General features: G+C 52.3%; 19 protein-coding genes. 3 read left to right on the top strand and 16 right to left on the bottom strand.

Features of this window, described 5'->3' with window-relative positions; genetic code table 11:
• The first annotated feature begins 50 nt into the window (after positions 1-50).
• Entirely contained in the window at positions 51-809 is a 759-nt protein-coding gene (locus ACO0LK_RS07620) for a helix-turn-helix domain-containing protein (protein WP_422973739.1), read from the top strand.
• A gap of 15 nt (positions 810-824) precedes the next feature.
• On the opposite strand, the gene ACO0LK_RS07615 is transcribed toward ACO0LK_RS07620, so the two are convergent.
• From ACO0LK_RS07615 to ACO0LK_RS07570, 10 genes are all read right to left on the bottom strand, one after another.
• Positions 825-1223, bottom strand: a complete 399-nt coding sequence (locus ACO0LK_RS07615) for a hypothetical protein (RefSeq protein WP_186945814.1) — start codon at positions 1221-1223, stop codon at positions 825-827.
• Positions 1224-1239: 16 nt separating this feature from the next.
• Complete coding sequence (locus ACO0LK_RS07610; RefSeq protein ID WP_422973737.1) at positions 1240-3654, bottom strand: protein kinase domain-containing protein; 2415 nt, start codon at positions 3652-3654, stop codon at positions 1240-1242.
• Entirely contained in the window at positions 3655-4311 is a 657-nt protein-coding gene (locus ACO0LK_RS07605) for a 4Fe-4S single cluster domain-containing protein (protein WP_422973735.1), read from the bottom strand. It abuts the gene before it with no gap.
• A complete protein-coding gene (locus ACO0LK_RS07600) occupies positions 4308-6155 on the bottom strand; it encodes an AAA family ATPase (protein WP_422973733.1) in 1848 nt (615 codons plus the stop codon). The genes ACO0LK_RS07605 and ACO0LK_RS07600 overlap by 4 nt, the downstream gene beginning before the upstream one ends.
• 2 nt (positions 6156-6157) lie before the next feature.
• On the bottom strand, positions 6158-7234 hold the full coding sequence (locus ACO0LK_RS07595) for a hypothetical protein (protein WP_422973731.1): 1077 nt from the start codon (positions 7232-7234) through the stop codon (positions 6158-6160).
• 87 nt (positions 7235-7321) lie between these two features.
• The gene (locus tag ACO0LK_RS07590; protein ID WP_422973729.1) at positions 7322-7909 is read right to left on the bottom strand and encodes a hypothetical protein; all 588 of its coding nucleotides are present in this window, start codon (positions 7907-7909) and stop codon (positions 7322-7324) included.
• Positions 7910-7924: 15 nt separating this feature from the next.
• Complete coding sequence (locus ACO0LK_RS07585; protein ID WP_186945809.1) at positions 7925-8260, bottom strand: antibiotic biosynthesis monooxygenase family protein; 336 nt, start codon at positions 8258-8260, stop codon at positions 7925-7927.
• A 111-nt stretch (positions 8261-8371) separates the two neighbouring features.
• Positions 8372-8713 (bottom strand): YkvA family protein, encoded by a 342-nt coding sequence (locus ACO0LK_RS07580; RefSeq protein ID WP_422973727.1) that lies wholly within the window; start codon positions 8711-8713, stop codon positions 8372-8374.
• Between the two features lie 42 nt (positions 8714-8755).
• Complete coding sequence (locus ACO0LK_RS07575; RefSeq protein ID WP_422973725.1) at positions 8756-9400, bottom strand: LysE family translocator; 645 nt, start codon at positions 9398-9400, stop codon at positions 8756-8758.
• Positions 9401-9502: 102 nt separating this feature from the next.
• Positions 9503-10231, bottom strand: a complete 729-nt coding sequence (locus ACO0LK_RS07570; RefSeq protein ID WP_422973723.1) for a L,D-transpeptidase — start codon at positions 10229-10231, stop codon at positions 9503-9505.
• Between the two features lie 308 nt (positions 10232-10539).
• On the opposite strand from ACO0LK_RS07570, the gene ACO0LK_RS07565 reads away from it, so the two are divergent.
• Positions 10540-10998, top strand: coding sequence for a hypothetical protein (locus ACO0LK_RS07565; protein WP_422973721.1), 459 nt, complete (start codon positions 10540-10542; stop codon positions 10996-10998).
• Positions 10999-11038: 40 nt separating this feature from the next.
• On the opposite strand, the gene ACO0LK_RS07560 is transcribed toward ACO0LK_RS07565, so the two are convergent.
• The 3 genes from ACO0LK_RS07560 to ACO0LK_RS07550 all read right to left on the bottom strand — a co-directional run bounded on the left by ACO0LK_RS07560 (position 11039) and on the right by ACO0LK_RS07550 (position 14475).
• Entirely contained in the window at positions 11039-11488 is a 450-nt protein-coding gene (locus ACO0LK_RS07560) for a GNAT family N-acetyltransferase (protein ID WP_422973719.1), read from the bottom strand.
• A 298-nt stretch (positions 11489-11786) separates the two neighbouring features.
• The gene (locus ACO0LK_RS07555; RefSeq protein WP_422973717.1) at positions 11787-12326 is read right to left on the bottom strand and encodes a gamma carbonic anhydrase family protein; all 540 of its coding nucleotides are present in this window, start codon (positions 12324-12326) and stop codon (positions 11787-11789) included.
• Between the two features lie 112 nt (positions 12327-12438).
• Positions 12439-14475, bottom strand: a complete 2037-nt coding sequence (locus ACO0LK_RS07550) for a primosomal protein N' (protein WP_422973715.1) — start codon at positions 14473-14475, stop codon at positions 12439-12441.
• Positions 14476-14749: 274 nt separating this feature from the next.
• On the opposite strand from ACO0LK_RS07550, the gene ACO0LK_RS07545 reads away from it, so the two are divergent.
• Entirely contained in the window at positions 14750-14890 is a 141-nt protein-coding gene (locus tag ACO0LK_RS07545) for a hypothetical protein (RefSeq protein ID WP_422973713.1), read from the top strand.
• Positions 14891-15005: 115 nt separating this feature from the next.
• On the opposite strand, the gene hemE is transcribed toward ACO0LK_RS07545, so the two are convergent.
• From hemE to ACO0LK_RS07530, 3 genes are all read right to left on the bottom strand, one after another.
• Entirely contained in the window at positions 15006-16094 is a 1089-nt protein-coding gene (hemE, locus tag ACO0LK_RS07540) for a uroporphyrinogen decarboxylase (protein ID WP_422973711.1), read from the bottom strand.
• Positions 16095-16424: 330 nt separating this feature from the next.
• Positions 16425-17198 (bottom strand): SGNH/GDSL hydrolase family protein, encoded by a 774-nt coding sequence (locus tag ACO0LK_RS07535; protein ID WP_422973709.1) that lies wholly within the window; start codon positions 17196-17198, stop codon positions 16425-16427.
• Positions 17195-18019, bottom strand: coding sequence for a PPK2 family polyphosphate kinase (locus tag ACO0LK_RS07530; protein WP_422973707.1), 825 nt, complete (start codon positions 18017-18019; stop codon positions 17195-17197). Before ACO0LK_RS07530 ends, ACO0LK_RS07535 begins: the two co-directional genes overlap by 4 nt.
• Between the last annotated feature and the right edge of the window lie 23 nt (positions 18020-18042).

Raw genomic sequence — 18042 nt, 5'->3', positions numbered from 1 at the left:
CAACTAGCGTTTTTCCCTGGCTTAGCGTCTGATTTTTTGCGGAACCTGATATGCACACTGGGCTGAATATCCATCTATCCCATTACCAGGCTGGTGCCTGTCTGCAAGAGCATGTGCACGACGAAACCCTGTTTTGTCTGGTCATAGGCGGAAGCTATCAGGAAACGATACGTTCCCGTGTTTCTGAGCATGGACAGGGTGACTTTCTGGTATGCCCGGATGCCACGCCCCATGCACAACAAATAGGCAGCAAGGGGGCCCGTAAACTGATTTTTGCACCTGGCCAGATATCCCTGGAGTATCTGGCCGGACACGGAATACGGCTGGATCAGGCCCCCTGTCACCGCTCGCAGCATTTTTTGCAACTCGGTGCCAGGCTCATCCATGAATTGCAGAATGACGACCCGTATACCAGCCTGGTCAGGGAAGGTCTGGCGCTTGAACTGATTGCCGCATTTGCGCGCGAGCATGAAAGCGGCTCTCCGTCCACCGTGCCCGCATGGCTGAAAACTGCGCGCGACTATATCAACACCCACTATGAACACAGTATCACGCTGGAACAGCTGGCGCAGGAAGTAAGGCACCATCCTGTGCATCTGGCGCGGGAATTCAAACGCTACTACGGCCTGACCATAGGTGATTACCAGCGACGTGCAAGAGTGGAACTGGCAGCACGTCTGCTCAGGGAAGGCAAACTGCCACTCTCGGAAATTGCCCTGAGCTGTGGCTTTGCCAGCCACGCCAACCTGTGCCGCAGCTTCAGGGCCGCGTATGCGATGACGCCATCAGCCTATCGCCTGCAATTCTGATTTGCAAATATCTCATCAGGCCTTGATATATTCCACACGGCGAAAGCGCAAGGCAGACCAGTCTTCATCAATGGCGACCATGCGTACTGAATCAAAACCGGCAGCACGCAAGACATCCCAGCCGGTATCGCGGTTGAATTCACATTCATAGCGTCTGGATGTTTTCTTGGGATAGGCAAACCATAATAAAGCATCGTCCCTGGCGAGTTTGCTCAGCTTCAGCGACAGTTGGTCCAGCTCTTTTTGCTTGCTGACAAAGGCCAGCGAAAATTCACACTGTTTGATGGAAGACAGATTCCTGTGCACCCTGACACCGGTCAGCGCGGCAATTTCTGGTTCAAACGATTCCGGTGCCTGCAACACCAGGATATCGCTTTGTGTCTTCAAATTGAGTTTTTGAAAAATGGCAGACATGTGCTTACCCTCGTATTTAAAGTTGTTCACCCAGGGTGCGGATCTTTTGTGTCAGCAAATAATTCGGCAAAAACCGCCAGGCGGCAATTCCGGCAAATACCAGTAACATCCAGTACACATTCACAAAACGGAAAAATAGCGGGACGCCTATCGCTGCGATAGCAATAAATACTTGCATTTCCGTACCTGTCCAGCCCTCATTTTCTACCCGCCTTACCGTTAAAGTATCTACCAGCAGACTCAATTTGGCAATGTTGCGCTCAACCCTGGCAGCAGCTTTCTTTGCTTCCTGCCACGCTACGTCTGTACTGGCAGAAGCACGCAATCTTTCCAGCAATTCATTGTAGTGATCAATCGCCACCCGCAAATCGGTGGCTGCCGTATCTGACCACAAATTGTCAGTGGCAGCAGAGCGTATCGCCCTGATGCTGGCCTGTACTTCTTGCCGTATGGCCTGCGCCTCTTCCTGGTCGGCGGTACGTTGCCAGGCTTCGGCCTTTTGTTGCCGTTCCACGGCTTTCTGTGCATCCGGCAACATGGCTTCCAGCACCAGCAGGGATGCCACCGGCATCTGTTCTATTTCGCCCAGCACCGATAACCACGGGCAATATGCCTGCATGCCGGCATAAGCGACGACCAGGCGCTTGCGCAGGCGTTCCGGCCAGCGTTCGTCATAGGCCAGGGCCAGTACACGCGCATGTAGCTTGTAGATCGGCGCATTGTCATTGCTTTCCAGACCATATAAGAGTTTGTCTATATTGGAATATTCGCCCGGCAAATGCTTGCCGGCATGCTCTTTCATGAGTTTGTGGGCATCTTGCCAGGCATGCTGGATCTGCCTGCAACAGGCCTGCCATTTCTGCACGATGCTGGCAACTTCCTTGTTACCGGCATCGGCATAGGCTTCCAGCACACCATAGGAATAAATCTGGTGCAGCCATTTACCGGCATCTTCATCCCCCTTCAGCGACTTGTTTGCATAAGTCAGGATGCCCGGCAATTCTATAGTTTCGCCGCGCCAGACTGGCGGTATACCAGGGGCCAGATGCAAAATCAGACGCAGCAACTGCACATCAACCGAAAGCTTTTTGTCTTCGCGCAAGGCCAGCAAGATGCGCACGGCATTCTGGTCTTTTTGCACATCACGGAACCAGGCCAGCAATTGTGCATTCGAGATGTCCCGGACACCATCATCCCAGTTACGGGCCAGCCCGACCGCCAGTTGTTCCTTGGAATGGCAGATATCGCGGCCTATGTGATAAGGCTCGCGAAAGCCGCCCATGGCGATGGTTTCCACCGCATCGGACAGGCTGCGGTCGCGCGCCAGCCAGCGCAGTATCTGTGCTTCATCCCAGCGGGCCTTGGGGTCGCGCAGCAGCAGGCCACGCAATAGCTTGCGCAGATACGGATCGCTGACGGCGTGCAGTTCTATCTCGCGGGTGGTCAGGTGGTGCAGGATGACGGCTTCCGACAAGCTGGCAAAGGGATGCTGGCCCAGCGCCAGTTCCAGCAGGATCATGCCCAGCGCCCAGTAATCAGCCTTGACATCAATCATGCCAGACAGGCTTTCTGGCGAGGCGTAAGGCAGGGTACGCGCCATGCCGGTCAGTCTTTGGGTGGCATCCAGCACGGATGAAATACCAAAGTCAGTGAGTATCAGATCCAGCGGTTCTTGCGTGCGTATCAGGATATTTTCCGGCTTCAGATCACGATGAATCAGGCCCGCCGCATGCACGCTGGCAATTGCCGTGGCCAGCTCACGCACTATGCTTTCCAGCACGGCAGGTGTGGGCTTGCCTTGCTGCGCCAGTTGTCGCAATGAACCGAGCTCGCAATATTCCATGAGCTCATACGCATGGCCTTCGGACACGCCTGCTTCCAGCACTATCACACAATGTTCTGGCGGGATGGCTTTCAGTCTTTCTCTGACTTCCGATTTGGCGTAGATGCCGTGGCGATAAATTTTTGCCACATGCAGCAAGGCACTGGCTTGCTCTTGTACCAGCAGGAGTTCTGCCTCTGCCCCCTGCGTGGGCAAAGGACGCACTATCTGATAGCGATCACGCAGTGCCACAGGCAGGGCAACCAGACTCTGGATTTGCCCGGCGTCGACCGTCTTCGCCAGGTTTGAAGTGCTTTGTGCATACGATTGGCCTGCTGCGGCCATCAGTGGCCGGTTGCAATACAGGCATAGTGTGCTACCCGGCGGATTGCTTTGCGCGCAATCTTCATATCCACAGATCAGATCGGCAGATGCTTCTGCTGATTTTGTCGTTTCTGGAATGGCCTGCACAACACTGATTTCCACAGGCGCAGATTTTTTCTCCATCAAATCGATGCCGGACAACAAAGTACCACATGCGCAGCGCATGACTTCTGGCGCATTTTCGGTTTCACATGCGGGGCAGCGACGTATATAGACCGGATTCAATCAGGGCCTCCAGCTGACGCTATCCAGTTTCAGGCCACGCTCGGCGCAGCGCTGTTCCAGCGCCTGCATGTCGCCACGCGCAGGTATGCCTACATACCAGACGCGCTGGCCGTCGATCATGGTTTGTATGCGCTTGTCCTGTTCATCAACAGGTGCGTCGACATAGGCCTGCATACGCGCCCGGCCCCGGTCCGACAACAACACCAGTGGCTGGTTGGATGAACCGCGCCATGCCTGGGTCAGGGGTTTGTTGTCGATAAAGGGTTCGGGGATCAGAGCATCGAGTTTTTGCAGCAGGCTCGCATGTTTTTTTTGCAGCGTTGCCAGTGGATAACCGCTATAGCACAGAATGTCAAAATCCTGCGCTGTACTGGCACGCCATTGCTGCAAGCCATCCAGCAGGACATTGAGCGCCTGCGGCTGGTCAAATGGTTCGCCACCAGAAATGGTGATGCCATCAACGTGGCCAGCACTGACATCGCGACACCAGGTCAGCAAGCCGGCAACTGTCATTTCCTTGCCGGAATCCGTCGCCCAAGTATCTTGCGACACACAGCCCTTGCAGCCTATGCCACAGCCTTGCAACCAGATTCCTATGCGTCGCCCCGGCCCCAGTACGGTGACCGGGTAATGCGCTTTATTGATGGCAATCTTCATGCTAGTTGCAGAGTCAGGCTGATGACTTTATCGGCTTCACTGATGGCGGTGACGGTGACACGCTGCTTGCCTTCCAGCTCTTGCTCAAACAGCGCACGCGACAAGGGGTTGATAAAGTTCGATTCCAGCTGATTGCCAACCCCACGTCCGCCATTGCTCAAATCCCGTGTACAGCGCAGCAACAGTTCATCACGCACACTGGCAGGCATGGCCAGTTGCAGGTTCAATTCTTCTTGCAGGCGGCGCGCCACATTGCGCAACATGCCATCAAAAATCTTGGCTGCGACATCGGCAGAAATGAAGTTGAAGACAACAATATTGTCACCGATACGATTCAATAATTCTGGCCGTGACAGTTTGAACTTGAAGTAATTTCCTATGGCTTCACGCACCTTGAATTCCACGGTTTCATAGCTATCACCAGGCTTCACATTCTGGTTACGCTGGCCCTGTGCGTCTTCTACATAAATACCCAGGTTCGAGGTAAAAATCAGTATGGTTTCAGAAAAATAGGCGGTATCACCACGCCCATCTGTCAGGCGACCATCTTCGAGTATCTGCAAAAACTTATCGAGTATGCGCGGGTGGGCTTTTTCAATTTCGTCGAACAAGACCACGGAAAACGGTTTTTGCCGTACTGCGTTGGTCAGCTCACCACCTGCGGCAGAATCAATGAATCCAAGTTGAGCCCCCAGTAATCTGGCGCTGGTGTGTTCTTCGGCAAATTCGCTCATATCGAAACGTGAATAAGCACGTTCATCACCAAACACCAGTTGCGTCAGGGTTTTCGCCAGTTCGGTTTTGCCCACACCGGTAGGGCCAGCGAAAAACAGGACCCCACGTGGCCGACTGCCGCTGGAACGAGCCTGCGCCCCTGTCAGACTCATGACCGAACGCTTTAAAATATCCAATGTCTTGGTCACCGCTGGGCGTTGCCCTTTAACGCGGTCCTCGATAAAACTCTCAGCGCCGCGTATTTTTTCGCGTAGATAATCCTTGCGCCAGGGATTATCTAAAACACCAACCTTGTAACAGCGCACAGCATCTTCAATATCCCCAATCGCAAGTTTTTGCCTGTCTGCCAGTTCCGTTATATCCGCAAGCGCGGACAGAGACATGCCTTCCGTGCCTTCGGTAAAGCTTTTTACAAATTGTGTCCGCACTTCTGGAGATGCGTCTGCGTATCCTGCAAATAAAGGCGCCAGTTGCAAGGCGGCAGCCTGCCGAATTTCAAAATCCGGTTTGCTGATGACCAAAGTCGCAACACGCTCACTATCCAGTGTGAACCAGGAAGGCAAATCCTGAGCGCGATTCACCAACCAGAAAATTGGGTTGAATTGCGGCGCACCGCCAGTTTCGCGAGGAATAATTGCATTTGCATTCAGAGAAATTTTTTCTGCGGCGACAAAAAATCGATGTTCAGCCTCACTGAGTTGATCCGCCTTGCGCGTAATACGTGAAGCAAAATCGAGCACCAGAGCACACCGGATTTCCCTTTCAGCGCTGACTTTTTTCATCAACTTACTCAGGCTTTCGAGACTCATTTGCTGGCAACCGTCCGTCAGCTTAAAATCAAACAAGCGTGTAGCCAAATCTCTTTGAGAATCTTCGTCGGGATACACCCGCATTCCGTCAACAGGGTCATAGAACAGCAACAGACGATAATCGTTACGTTTCAGGAACTCCCACAGTGCGCGATTGAAAGGAACCAGTGTGGCGCCGTTTGCCCCACTCTCCAGAGAAAGCAAAAAACTATCGCGGATGCTACCGGACACCACATATTGTGATCTTATAGGCAGCAGGCGCTGCAAGTCCTGCATCCATCTAGTTTCCGGAATGTTCATGGCTATTTTTTCGACAAAGTTTGTTGCCTTGGTTGGCTATGTTCTTGTGTTTGCTCTTCTTCAGAAAATTGCGGCAACTTGTCTTCCAGCACCAGTTGCACGGGCAATTCACCCGCTTCCAGCCTGCGTGTGACCTGCATATGGATGCCGCGCGCTTCCATCGCCGCCAGCAAGGCCGGAAATTCGCTACACCAGCGATCTTCTGCCAGGTGATCAAGTACACTGCGCTCGTTCTCGCCTTCTTTCACGGCACGCACCACGTTGAAATTGGCTTGTCCGGTCCTGGCATCCATGCGCATGCGCACCATGTATTTATCCCAACCTGCACGACGGAAATGCACGACACCACCATCCACAAACAGAGTATGGGTCACTTCCTCGACCTGGTAACCCAGGTCTTGTAAAGTCTGTTCGAGTATCAGGGCCTGGGCTTCTTCGACCTGACGTTTTTTCTCTGCTGCAAGCAGGGCCTGAATTTGCAGACGCAATTCGGCAGCAAGCAAATCAGCACGTTCGCCAGGCAGGGATTTTTCGAGTTCTTTCGCCAGTTGTGCGATATGTTGTGGTAGTTCCGTCAGATGCGTGAGGCGTTTCAGAAGACGTGCCAGACGGTCTTGAGGCAAGCTTGCGGAACTGGCTGCCTGCAAATCAAAATCCGTTTGATCGAACATGGCTTCGGAACGACTTGTTGCCTCTTGCAGCAAGACAGGGCGTAATTCATGCACAAGTGCCTGCAAGTTTTGAAGATATTCTATGATTTGCTCTTCGGTCGCACCTGCGGGCAACACTGGCCTGCTGGCACTGACTTGCTCGCTACATCCAATTTTTTCAGCAAGACTCTGCAATAGAATGTAGTCCTGCTCAAGCGTTTGCAATTGCTCTTGCAAAGCAAGTTGACCAATCTCGCTTGCCTCGCGCAATCGTTGCTGCAATTCAAATTGTCGCTGATCCTGTTGTCCACGTAATAGCTTTGCATCCTGGCGCGCTTGAGCCACAGCCATTGCCGCACGTATCCCTGCGGCAGACAGCAGAACTCTCAATACATCGGCAGTTGTCAAAACGGTAGTAGGACCGCTCATAAGCCAGACTCAGGTGAAGTAGAGATTAGAGGTCAAGTAGAAGTAATATAGCACGCCACAGCCAGCGCCAAACCACAGGCCCTGGCTTTACTGAAACACACAATAGCCGGTAATCATCCACTGGCTATTGCTATTGATCCTGGCAAAGCGGAACTCCGTTTCCCATTGATACGGCGACACCACAATCATGCTGGCCTTATCACCGTCCAGCTTGATATTCCTGGCCTTCATTTTACTGATGAAGGATTTCTTGTATTCATATTCCTGCCCACAAAAGAAGATATCCATATCTTCCGTATCCATCAGCGGCCCACGGCCATCCTTGGCCATTTGCGCAAATTCTGCCGGTGTATAGGCAGCAAACTGTTGCTGGTATTTGCCATAGTAACGTTCAATTGCCGCCGGAAATTCCGGCGAAAAATAGCCCGAAGCCATGAACTTGCCGCTGAAAACCTTGATATTTTTGGTATCGAGCTGGAATTTATTGCTGCCAGGGATATCCTTGATCGCAGGCTGTAACTTGCTCACCTGTGTGCCATTCTTTAATACCCAGCCATAAAAACCCTGAACACGCGCCATCAGCGCCTGTTCATCTGCTGTACTGGCAGATGCAGATGCCGGTGCAGCGCATGCAAGCAGTGCAGTCATGATGCCTGTCAGCCAAAGAGTTTTCATTGTTATTCCCATGTTTTAAGTAATGGCACCATGCAGCTCAGCACAGGGATGCGCCAGCTTGCCGTCACCATAGCTGCGCAGAACCTGGGCGACGACAACCTGGTAACCATCCAGCCAATTGGCCTGGGCGGCCTTGGCTTGCTGGTGTATGGGGTTAGCCATCAAAGCTTGCAGGGATTCCAGACTGTCCCAGTAATAGACGTTGGAGATAAGGCCGGTATCGGCGTTTTCCCAGCTTTCTTCTCCCAGATAACCGGGGATGGCTTTTGCCAGACTGGCAATCTGTTCATCCAGCGCGTAAAACGCAGCGTCGTACTGTTTTTTCTGGAAAGTAAAAGTCGAGGTGTACATGGTTGGTGCCTGTCTGATCAAACAAGGCACCGATCATACCGAAATTATGCATCTGGCGGATGGTAATACATTATGATTTTTACCATTGACCATCAAGCCCCGACAATGAAGCTATGTCAGCTTGTGGCCAAACCAGGATTGCATTTTCTGTTGCGCCAGCTGTTTGACTTCATCGGTGATATACAGGCTGACGGTGGCGACTGCTGCGGCCAGCGTGGCCATGTCATCGCTATAACCCAATACGGGTACCACATCTGGAATCGCATCCAGTGGGAAAATAAAATAGCCCAGTGCGCCAAAAATGACGACCTTGGCCCAGGCCGGGGTTTCCGGCCTTTGGGCAGCGTAATACAGGCACAAGGATTTTTCGACGACATTACTACCGGCAGTCAGGGCAAAGTGTTTAAGCTTGTCCCAAAAACCGCTTTCGCTATAGTGGGTTTCTGTCGTCATTGTTCCTCCGGTTGATTCTGATGCTGTTGCAATATCAGTAAATTAATCTGCGTTGGCGCGTTTGACGGTCGCCAGCAGCATAGCGGCAGCAACAAAGATGCCGCCGGATAGCTGGTTGAACATCCTGGCCTTGCCTCTGGAACGCAGCCACGGCCCCATGCGTTCGGCAAATATGGCATACAACATCAGCACGCTGAATTCAAAGAATACAAAGGTAAGGCCCAGCACCAGAAATTGCGGTAATTTAGCAGCAGCCGGATTGATGAATTGCGGGAAAAACGCGGTAAAGAACAACAGCGCCTTGGGATTACTGGCACCAACCAGCATGCCTTTGACATACAGACGCAAGCGGTTATTGCGGGCGCCACTAATATCAGTATCTGCCGGCAACTCAAAATCACTGGCTTTCGAACGCAGGCTGGAAATGCCCAGGTACAGCAAGTACAACACCCCCAAGTATTTGATGACGGTAAACACCACGGCCGAACTGGCCAGTACAGCGCCAATGCCGATTGCCGAGCAGCTCATGATGCCGATCAGCGAAGTGATATTTCCCAACGCCGGATAAAGCGTCATGCGGGCGCTGCTATTGATGCTGTTGGTCACACACATCAGCACCGCCGGGCCAGGCGTGATGGTCAACACCAGTACGGCAAGTACATACAACAACCAGGTATCAATAGACATATACGGCTCCGGGTAAATAGAGATGGAACATAGCACTTCCATCGCATGGTATTACATTTTTGGTGTAACGGCCTGAGCCTCAATGTAACAGTCAAAACCGCTTTACTGCACTTTCACCTGCTTGCGAATGGAGATGCCTGCCCATTCCGGTTTTTCTTGCCGGTCACTGTCGATGACGACCATATAGCGCCCGGCCCAGGCATTATCTTGCCGGTTTTTGTCCAGTACCCAGAATTTACGCCCGGTCGCCAGCGCAGCATCATAGTCAGCATCCAGCAAGCCATAACGGTCGAACAACACGTTCAGGCTTGCCGGTATGCGGACACAGCCTTTGGATTGCACGCTGCCCAGACGTTTTTCCAGCGAATCAGGATCAGTCGCATGCATTTGCAGACGCATATCGGCAATCTGGCGATCACCCCAACCTTTTTTGGCTTTTTGCCAGCCAAAATCAAACACCCGCCGCCCCTTGGCACCATAACCACGTATGCCCTTGCTGTTTTTACTGCCTTCGGCGCGATAATCGAGATTGGCCAGTGTGTGGGCAAAAACACCCGTCGGCGTTTGAAAATGCTCAAAGCCGATGGCACGTCCTGTCGATACCGGCGACGCACCAATGAACTGGTACTGCCCTTCTTCATCAATCCAGAACAACATGGCGGCCTGTACTTTGGGATTGCGGTCGACCAGCAAGATGAATTGCGAGGGTAAATTGATGGTGCCTGCATTCGTCAGCGCACCACTCATCTGGTCTATATAGGTCTGTAGCTCTTCTGAGGGTGGGGCCAGCTGCTGTTCCACTGTAGTTTCATAAATCTCTTTCATCTTCATTGCCGATTCCAGAGCATGGGCTGGAAGAGCAAAAACAAGGGCTGCAAAGATAAAAAGCGGGTACTGCAAAAAAGCGCTGGCAAAACATTGCCTGGCCAGTTGGGTAGGCATACGCATGGAATCAAAATGTGAGTTGATGGTCTAAGTCTGATACAGCTTCAATATGCCGCAACACCCGCCGCGCAGACAAGCGCCATGCACAAGGAAATGGGATACATGTTGCAATTTTGATTCAAGTCAACATCGCTGCATGGCCGACTTCTATATTGAGGACAACATGGGACAAGATTTGATGTGGAGAATTTGATATGAAATCAGTACAAGAAATTGGGAAATGCGTGCTTTTATGCATGCTCACGATAGGCTCTGCGAGCCTGCCATCAACCGTGTCGGCTGCCGGACTGAATTGTTCGGCCAAGGGCATCGCCTGCCTTTCTGGCGGTATCGGTGCGCCAGAGCGGGAAGAATTACGCCAGCAGGCTGGTCAATACAGCCTGTGGATAAGCACGGCGGCAAAGAAAACCGGTGCGTTTTTGTCTGACACGAAGATTGTTGTGCGGGATAGCAAAGATCAACGGGTCGTATTTATTACTGTCATGGATGGACCATGGTTATTCCTGGGCTTGCCCGCTGGCCAGTATGAAGTAGAAGCTGTATTTCACGAAAAAACCATGCGCATCGATCAACAGGTCAAAAAAGCCACCACGATCAAACCCGCTGACCATCATCAGATGATGTTCTATTTTGACGTGCCTGACCTGGAATAACAGTTTCCCATTTGGCGGCGTCTGCCGCCAGAACGGCGCGCTATCCTTCGAGGTAGATTTTTGGTTTATAGACTTCCATGAAGGATTCCGGCTTGCTCAAAGGTGTAAAGCCGAATTTTTCATACAGGCCGTGGGCTGTTGACGTTGCCAGCGTGAAGCGGCGGAATTTTTTGACTGCCGGATGTGTCATGACGGCTTCCATCAACAAACGCGATAGGCCCTTGCCGCGCATATCGGTCACGACGAAGACATCAACCAGGTAGCCAAAGGTAGCCATGTCAGTCACCAGGCGGCAAAAGGCGACCATGCGGTCTTGCTGGAAAACACTGAAGCACAGGGAATGACGCAGAGATTCTTCTACCAGTTCACGGGATATCCCGGTTGCCCAGGCGCTCTGGGTGGACAGGAAGTGATGCACGACATCGACATCCACTTCGCTGGTATCGGTACTGATACGGTATTCGCCCGCTTTCGCCTGCTTCTCTTCCATGCTGTTGTTCCCTTTAGTGTTGATTGAGCGTTTCGCTTTCTGCTAGGTATCACCCTAATAGGGCTTACGCAAAATTGTCCCAGCAAGGCTATCGCCTCTAGGAAACCTCCCTTAAAGGGAGGCCCGTTACGTCGGCAGACAGCATGCTGTCTGAAACCCCGACTACACCGTAGCGACGAAGACAGTACGAATAGTACGCGGCTCCTAGGAGAGGAGCTGCAACGCAGCTGGGGCGATTTTGCGTAAGTCCTACTTAATTATCTTAGTCTGACATTGCTTGCCGGTACGAGTTCAGATTTCAGTTTTGCTCTGATTGCTGGTAGTTATTTTTGATACGCACATAGTGCTCTGCCGAATAACGCAGATGGCTGATTTCTTCCGGCGTCAGCAGGCGCACTGCGACTGCTGGCCGTCCCAGATACAAGTAGCCGCTTTCCAGTACCTTGCCCGGCGGCACCAGGCTGCCCGCACCCAGCATGACCTGGGGCTGGATGACAACGTCATCCATGACGATGCTGCCCATGCCTATCAGGCATTCGTCACCGATCTGGCAACCATGCAGGATCACGGCATGGGCGATGGTGACGTAATTGCCTATGATCAGTGGCGAGCCGTCGGGTTTGGCGGCATTTTTATGGGAGACATGGCACATAGCCAGGTCCTGGACATTGCTGCTATGACCTATGCGTATGTGATTGACATCCCCGCGCAATACGGCATTGCACCAGACGGAACTGTCCTTGCCCAGGTGCACATCACCAATAATCTGGGCGCTGGAGTGGATATAGGCCGTGTCGGCAATATCCGGAGAAGTGTTCAGGTAGGAGCTGAGTGGCATGGATTTCAGGATATCGTTGATACAGGAAAGTGCCGATTTTACCTGATGCCACTGATATGTCTGCTTGCCTGGTTGTTGAATATAGCCCGTGTCAGTTGCTGTGGATATCCGCTCAGATATCCACAGGATCAATTTCTACCGACCATTTGACCCGGCTTTTCATGGCGCGCAAATCGGCGATCCAGGCTTTGACGAAGGCTTGCAGTGCGGGGCGTGATACCGACTCCACCAGCAATTGCGCCCTGTCTACATTGGCCACCCGCGTCATGGTCATGGGGATGGGGTCATTGATCATGATGCCCTGGTGTTCGGTACAGATTGCCGCCTCTTTCAAAAAAGCAATCGCGGTTTCCAGTTCTTTGGCTTCTGCCCGCAATAAAGCCTGGTACATGAAGGGTGGCATATGCGCTTGCTGGCGTTCATCCAGCAAGTCTTTGGCAAAGTCTGGGTAATTGTGCGCCATCAAGGCATGGTAGAGCGGGTGGTCAGGATAACGTGTCTGCACCAGCACTTCGGACAGGTTGCCACCCTCTTTTTGCGCCGCCCGCCCGGCCCGGCCCGCCACCTGCATGAGCTGGGCAAACAGGCGTTCGCTGGCACGATAATCCTGGGAAAACAGGGCTGCATCCGGATTCAGTGCGGCCACCAGGGTCAGATGTTTGAAGTCATGGCCCTTGGCCACCATCTGGGTGCCGATCAAAATATCCACTTCACCGGCATGCACACGTTCAAAAGCGGCAGCGGCACTGCCTTTCAGACGGGTGGAATCGGCATCGATACGAAACACCCTTGCCTCGGGGAAAATAGCTGCCAGGCTTTCTTCCAGCCTTTGCGTGCCACGGCCCAAGGGTTGCAGGTCAATATTGCCGCAAGTCGGGCAAGAACGCGGTATGCGTTGTTCCAGCCCGCAGTGATGGCAACGCAATCGATGGTCACCCTTGTGCAAGACCAGATGGGCGGTACAACGCGTGCAATTGCTGATCCAGCCGCAGGCATCACAGGCCAGCACCGGCGCATAACCGCGCCGGTTTAAAAATAGTAGTGATTGCTCACCTTTCTCAAGACGCAATTTGATGGCGGCAATCAGTCTTTGCGTCAAGCCTTCGCTGGGTTTTTCACGTTCAAGGTTGATCAATTTAATCACCGGCAATACTGCCAGTTTTACTGCGCGTTCACGCAATTCCAGCAAGCGGTAACGGTTGCTTTGCGCACCCTGCCAGCTTTCCAGCGAGGGTGTGGCCGAACCCAGCAAAACCGGGATGGACAATTGCCAGGCGCGCCAGACTGCCAGGTCACGGGCGGAATAGCGCAAGCCTTCCTGCTGCTTGTAGGAAGGGTCATGCTCTTCATCGACGATCAGCAATTTCAGCTTGGGCAGCGATGCCAGCATTGCCAGACGTGTGCCCAGGACAATACGGGCACGGCCAGTATGTGCCGCCAGCCAGTGAAGCAAGCGCTCACCTTCTGCCATGCCGCTGTGCAAGGTCGACAGCATCAGGCCAGGGAAACGGGCGCGGATATGGGCTTCAAGCTGGGGCGTCAGATTGATTTCCGGCACCAGTATCAAAACCTGGGCATCTGCCGATTGCGCCAGTATCCTAGCCGCTGTCTGCAAATAGACTTCGGTCTTGCCGCTGCCGGTGACACCAAACAGCAGATGTGGGGCAAAGCCCTGGGACTGCACTACGGCATCGACCGCAGCCTGCTGTTCTGCATTTAATACCGGCTCATGACTAGTGCTGACATCGGCCTGCTGTGGCAGCTTGTCGAGTTTCTTGATGGCGCGCTGCAAGGAAACGGTTTTGATGGCCTTGAGGTTTTTTGGCAAGGCTGGCAAAGCCACTTCACCCAGCGGACGCTGATAATATTCGGCAGCGAACTGGCATAACGCCAGCCATTCCTTGTTTAGCGGCGGTAATTCATGCCGTACGGCCAGCACGTCGCGCAACTTGGCCGGTGGCACGTCCGTTTCGGTCAGGATTTCAAGAATCAGGCCCACCACTTCTTGCCGGCCAAAGGGCAAGGCAACCAGTTGCCCAACTTGGGGCAAGGCTGCAGTTTCGGCTCCCGCTTCTTGTGCTGACCATCGATAATCGAAGCTGGTGTCAAGTGGCGTATCGAGCGCAACGCGTAGATAAATTTGTGTCACGATCTAATGTAAGGCCTGAAGTTTAGCGCTAACTATTGATTTCATAAGGCTTTTTGACATATCCACAGATCCTGTGGATAACTTTGTGGAGAAAGGTCACTTGACAACGGTATTCGCTAGCGTTTACGCGGGTTCCGGCCAAATGCCCAATCTGACAGCATAGAATTTAGTCCTTTAAAATCAATCACTTGGAAAAAATGCTTGGCGACAAAAAAATATTTTTAAAATTATTTTTTGCCGCCCCGATTTTGTGCATAAGTGACAGAAAACGTGCATGAAAATGCAAAAAATTACTGCGGCTAATCCATTCGTTTTCCACAGCTTTTGGGCCGGAGAAGCGCGCCAATTCTATGTTTTGCATAGCAACATGACGATCCGACAAGCACGGCAGGCCCTTGTTGCGATTGATCAATGACTTAATATTTTAGCAGCGCCTGAATAACTGATGGGTAACTGAGGGGTAACTGATGGATTAAAGCCTGCTTCAGGTGCCGACTGCACATGCAGGCTTTAAATACATAACTCAGGTTTCAGCTTGCCTGACGTTGTTTGCGGCTATATTCATGCACCGTTTCGACCAGCACGCTGACAGACTCGACCGGTGTAAATTGCGAAATACCGTGGCCCAGGTTAAACACATGGCCATGCCCTGCTGTTGGCTTGCCATAGCTATCCAGCGTAGCAATGACTTGTTTGCGGATCTGCTCTGGCTCGGCAAACAGCACTGCCGGATCAAGATTGCCTTGCAATGCGACCTTGTTGCCGACCTTGGCGCGGGCCTGGCCCAGGTTCATGGTCCAGTCCAGACCCAGCGCATCGGCACCGATATCGGCAAGCTGTTCCAGCCACAGGCCACCGCCTTTGGTAAAGACAATGGCGGGAATGCGCTTGCCATCTTTTTCTTTTTGCAGCTGACTGACGATATCACGCATATAAGATAGCGAAAACTCTTGGTAAGCGCCATCTGCCAGCGCCCCACCCCAGCTGTCAAAGATCATCACAGCCTGGGCACCGGCATCAATTTGCGCATTCAGGTAGGCCGCCACCGCATCGGCATTGGTGCGCAGGATGTGGTGCATAAGGTCAGGACGCTTGTACATCATGGTCTTGACGGTATGGAATTCACGCGAACCCTGGCCTTCGACCATATAGCAGGCCAAGGTCCATGGGCTGCCGGAGAAACCGATCAGCGGCACACGGCCATCCAGTGCAGTGCGGATTTGCGTTACCGCATCAAATACATATTGCAGGCTGCCTGCTTCTGGCACTTTGAGTGCCATGACGTCTTTTTCGTCTTTCAGCGGACGCTCAAACTTCGGGCCTTCACCTTCTTCAAAATACAGGCCCAGGCCCATGGCATCCGGCACTGTCAAAATATCCGAAAACAGGATGGCCGCATCCAGACCATAGCGGTCTATCGGTTGCAAAGTCACTTCGGTAGCAAAACCAGGATTTTTGGCCAGACTCATGAACGACCCAGCACCTTTGCGGGTAGCGCGGTACTCCGGCAAATAGCGGCCAGCCTGACGCATCAGCCACAAAGGCGTGTAATCGGTTTCCTGGCGCAACAGGGCTTTGAGGAAGGTGTCGTTCTTGAGTGGGGCAAAATTCGTGGACATAAGTGCTTTCAGTAATACCATGCCGTACAAACCATCATCCGGCGCAGTCAATTTCTATTCAGGCCACATTATCGCCTATGCAGGCAGGATAGGCATCTGATCTGCAACAACTGAACATATTTTCAGCGAAATTTCCCTGGAATAAACTGTGGATAACTTTGTGGATAGAAATGACAGAATGCTGGTTTACTGATTATTTTTAAATTCGGTTAACAGGAATATTGCGTAAGTCATTGATTTTATTGGTTTGAAACGCTAATTTCATAAAATAATTGATTTTTGTGGATAAATAGCTTATTGCTCAAATTGTGCATAAGTAGCAGACCAGTACTATTTTTCCTGACGATTTTCAATAACTATTTTCGCTAATTCTTCCGCCCAAATACTGACGCCAAGTGCTGACGGATGGTAGCCATCTTCGGCCATCAGGCGCTCATCTTCAAAATTCCCGGCAAAGGGGACATGCAGCACATGGCTTAGTGATGCTGCGATCTTTGCCTGAACCTGATCCAGCACCCGCGCTTTCATGCCTAATACCAGTCGCAAAGGTTGTGGCAAGGCAGGAAAAACATGCATGGGCGGCACACCGGCAAGAATGATGCAATCTGCCCGGATATGTGTATTTTGTAGTTCATTGAATAACGCTGCCAGTTCTCGTTCGTAGGTTTTGGCTGGGCAAAAGCTGGTGGTGTCGTTCACACCAAAGGCAATCAACACCACATCCCAGGCTGACCAAGCTGAATTGTCGCTATCCCCGGCATTCACAAACTGACGCAAAGCATTTTTGGCCCAGTGCAGTCTGGCACCGTTTTGGCCAAGGGCGTGCCATTCCACAGCTAGATTGAGCTTGCCAGCCAGTGCTTGCGCCAGTTGTGCGGTAATGGCTTGCTCTTGGCTGGCAACACCGACACCGGCCACTGGTGATTCACCTATGCCGAGGATCCGCATGCGACCAGTGACCTGACCTGCATCGCCAGCAAAGCCACAGGTCTGCCCGACAGCTTCGGGCAAACGTGGTGTCATCGCACGGGTACGCCGGCCCTGCCAGGCCAATAGTGGGTATAGCGTAGCAGCCAGTAGTTCCGGCAAATAAACGAATTTCATTCCACCTTGAGCTTGGCGAAATCGGGATTGCCTGGTGGGTATTTGAGTTTCATGCCCAGCATTTTTTCGTGCACGATGCTGGCGATCACCAGATTGCGTTGGGTCTTGGAATCGGCTGGAATCGCGTACCACGGTGCATGATCGGCATCGGTAGCCAGCAAGGCGTTTTCATACGCCTCTTGATAGGCATCCCAGTATTTGCGTTCTGCCAGGTCTTGTGGATCAAACTTCCAGTGTTTGTCAGGATCAGCCAGACGTTCTTCCAGCCTCGCCTTTTGCTCTGTCTTGGAAATATGCAGGAAAAACTTGAGTATCACCGTGCCGGTCTCGGCCAGCATGCGCTCAAAATCGCATATCTGTGCATAACGGCGCTTGCATTCAGCTGCATCAATCCAGTCATGCACGCGGGTAATCAGCACATCTTCATAATGGCTACGGTTAAAGATGGTGATTTCGCCCTTGCCCGGCACTTCCCTGTGCACACGCCATAGATAATCATGGTTTTTATCATCCGTACCGGGTGCCTTGAAGGCTACCGTGCGTGCGCCCAGCGGATTGATTTGCCCAAACACACCCTTGACCGTGCCATCCTTGCCAGCCGTATCCATGCCCTGCAATATGATCAGCAGCTTACGGTCATGCTCGGCATATAACAGGTTTTGCAGCTCTTCAATTTGCCCGGCGAATTTCAAGGTGGCCAATCTGTCGGCCGCTTTGGCTTCGTTCTTGTCATCCGCCGCTGCACCAAGCAATTTCTTTTTGGCATTGGCTTCCTTGATTTGAAACGCTTTGGTAATGCGGAATTGTTCGGCAATGCTCATGCTGTACCCTTTATTGGTATTCT

Source organism: Undibacterium sp. Ji49W (genome assembly GCF_049340205.1).
In the GTDB taxonomy this organism is placed as follows: Bacteria; Pseudomonadota; Gammaproteobacteria; order Burkholderiales; family Burkholderiaceae_D; genus Undibacterium.
Note: the sequence above shows the minus strand (reverse complement) of the source record. Positions and strands in the feature narration are given on the sequence as shown.

Bases quoted from the DNA above. Each gene is read 5' to 3' on its own strand.
- ACO0LK_RS07595 (WP_422973731.1), bottom strand. From the start codon at position 7,234: ATGAGCGGTCCTACTACCGTTTTGACAACTGCCGATGTATTGAGAGTT.
- ACO0LK_RS07545 (WP_422973713.1), top strand. From the start codon at position 14,750: ATGAAAATGCAAAAAATTACTGCGGCTAATCCATTCGTTTTCCACAGC.
- ACO0LK_RS07575 (WP_422973725.1), bottom strand. From the start codon at position 9,400: ATGTCTATTGATACCTGGTTGTTGTATGTACTTGCCGTACTGGTGTTG.
- ACO0LK_RS07590 (WP_422973729.1), bottom strand. From the start codon at position 7,909: ATGAAAACTCTTTGGCTGACAGGCATCATGACTGCACTGCTTGCATGC.
- ACO0LK_RS07605 (WP_422973735.1), bottom strand. From the start codon at position 4,311: ATGAAGATTGCCATCAATAAAGCGCATTACCCGGTCACCGTACTGGGG.
- ACO0LK_RS07560 (WP_422973719.1), bottom strand. From the start codon at position 11,488: ATGGAAGAGAAGCAGGCGAAAGCGGGCGAATACCGTATCAGTACCGAT.
- hemE (WP_422973711.1), bottom strand. From the start codon at position 16,094: ATGTCCACGAATTTTGCCCCACTCAAGAACGACACCTTCCTCAAAGCC.
- ACO0LK_RS07600 (WP_422973733.1), bottom strand. From the start codon at position 6,155: ATGAACATTCCGGAAACTAGATGGATGCAGGACTTGCAGCGCCTGCTG.
- ACO0LK_RS07530 (WP_422973707.1), bottom strand. From the start codon at position 18,019: ATGAGCATTGCCGAACAATTCCGCATTACCAAAGCGTTTCAAATCAAG.
- ACO0LK_RS07570 (WP_422973723.1), bottom strand. From the start codon at position 10,231: ATGAAGATGAAAGAGATTTATGAAACTACAGTGGAACAGCAGCTGGCC.
- ACO0LK_RS07620 (WP_422973739.1), top strand. From the start codon at position 51: ATGCACACTGGGCTGAATATCCATCTATCCCATTACCAGGCTGGTGCC.
- ACO0LK_RS07585 (WP_186945809.1), bottom strand. From the start codon at position 8,260: ATGTACACCTCGACTTTTACTTTCCAGAAAAAACAGTACGACGCTGCG.
- ACO0LK_RS07565 (WP_422973721.1), top strand. From the start codon at position 10,540: ATGAAATCAGTACAAGAAATTGGGAAATGCGTGCTTTTATGCATGCTC.
- ACO0LK_RS07615 (WP_186945814.1), bottom strand. From the start codon at position 1,223: ATGTCTGCCATTTTTCAAAAACTCAATTTGAAGACACAAAGCGATATC.
- ACO0LK_RS07580 (WP_422973727.1), bottom strand. From the start codon at position 8,713: ATGACGACAGAAACCCACTATAGCGAAAGCGGTTTTTGGGACAAGCTT.
- ACO0LK_RS07535 (WP_422973709.1), bottom strand. From the start codon at position 17,198: ATGAAATTCGTTTATTTGCCGGAACTACTGGCTGCTACGCTATACCCA.
- ACO0LK_RS07555 (WP_422973717.1), bottom strand. From the start codon at position 12,326: ATGCCACTCAGCTCCTACCTGAACACTTCTCCGGATATTGCCGACACG.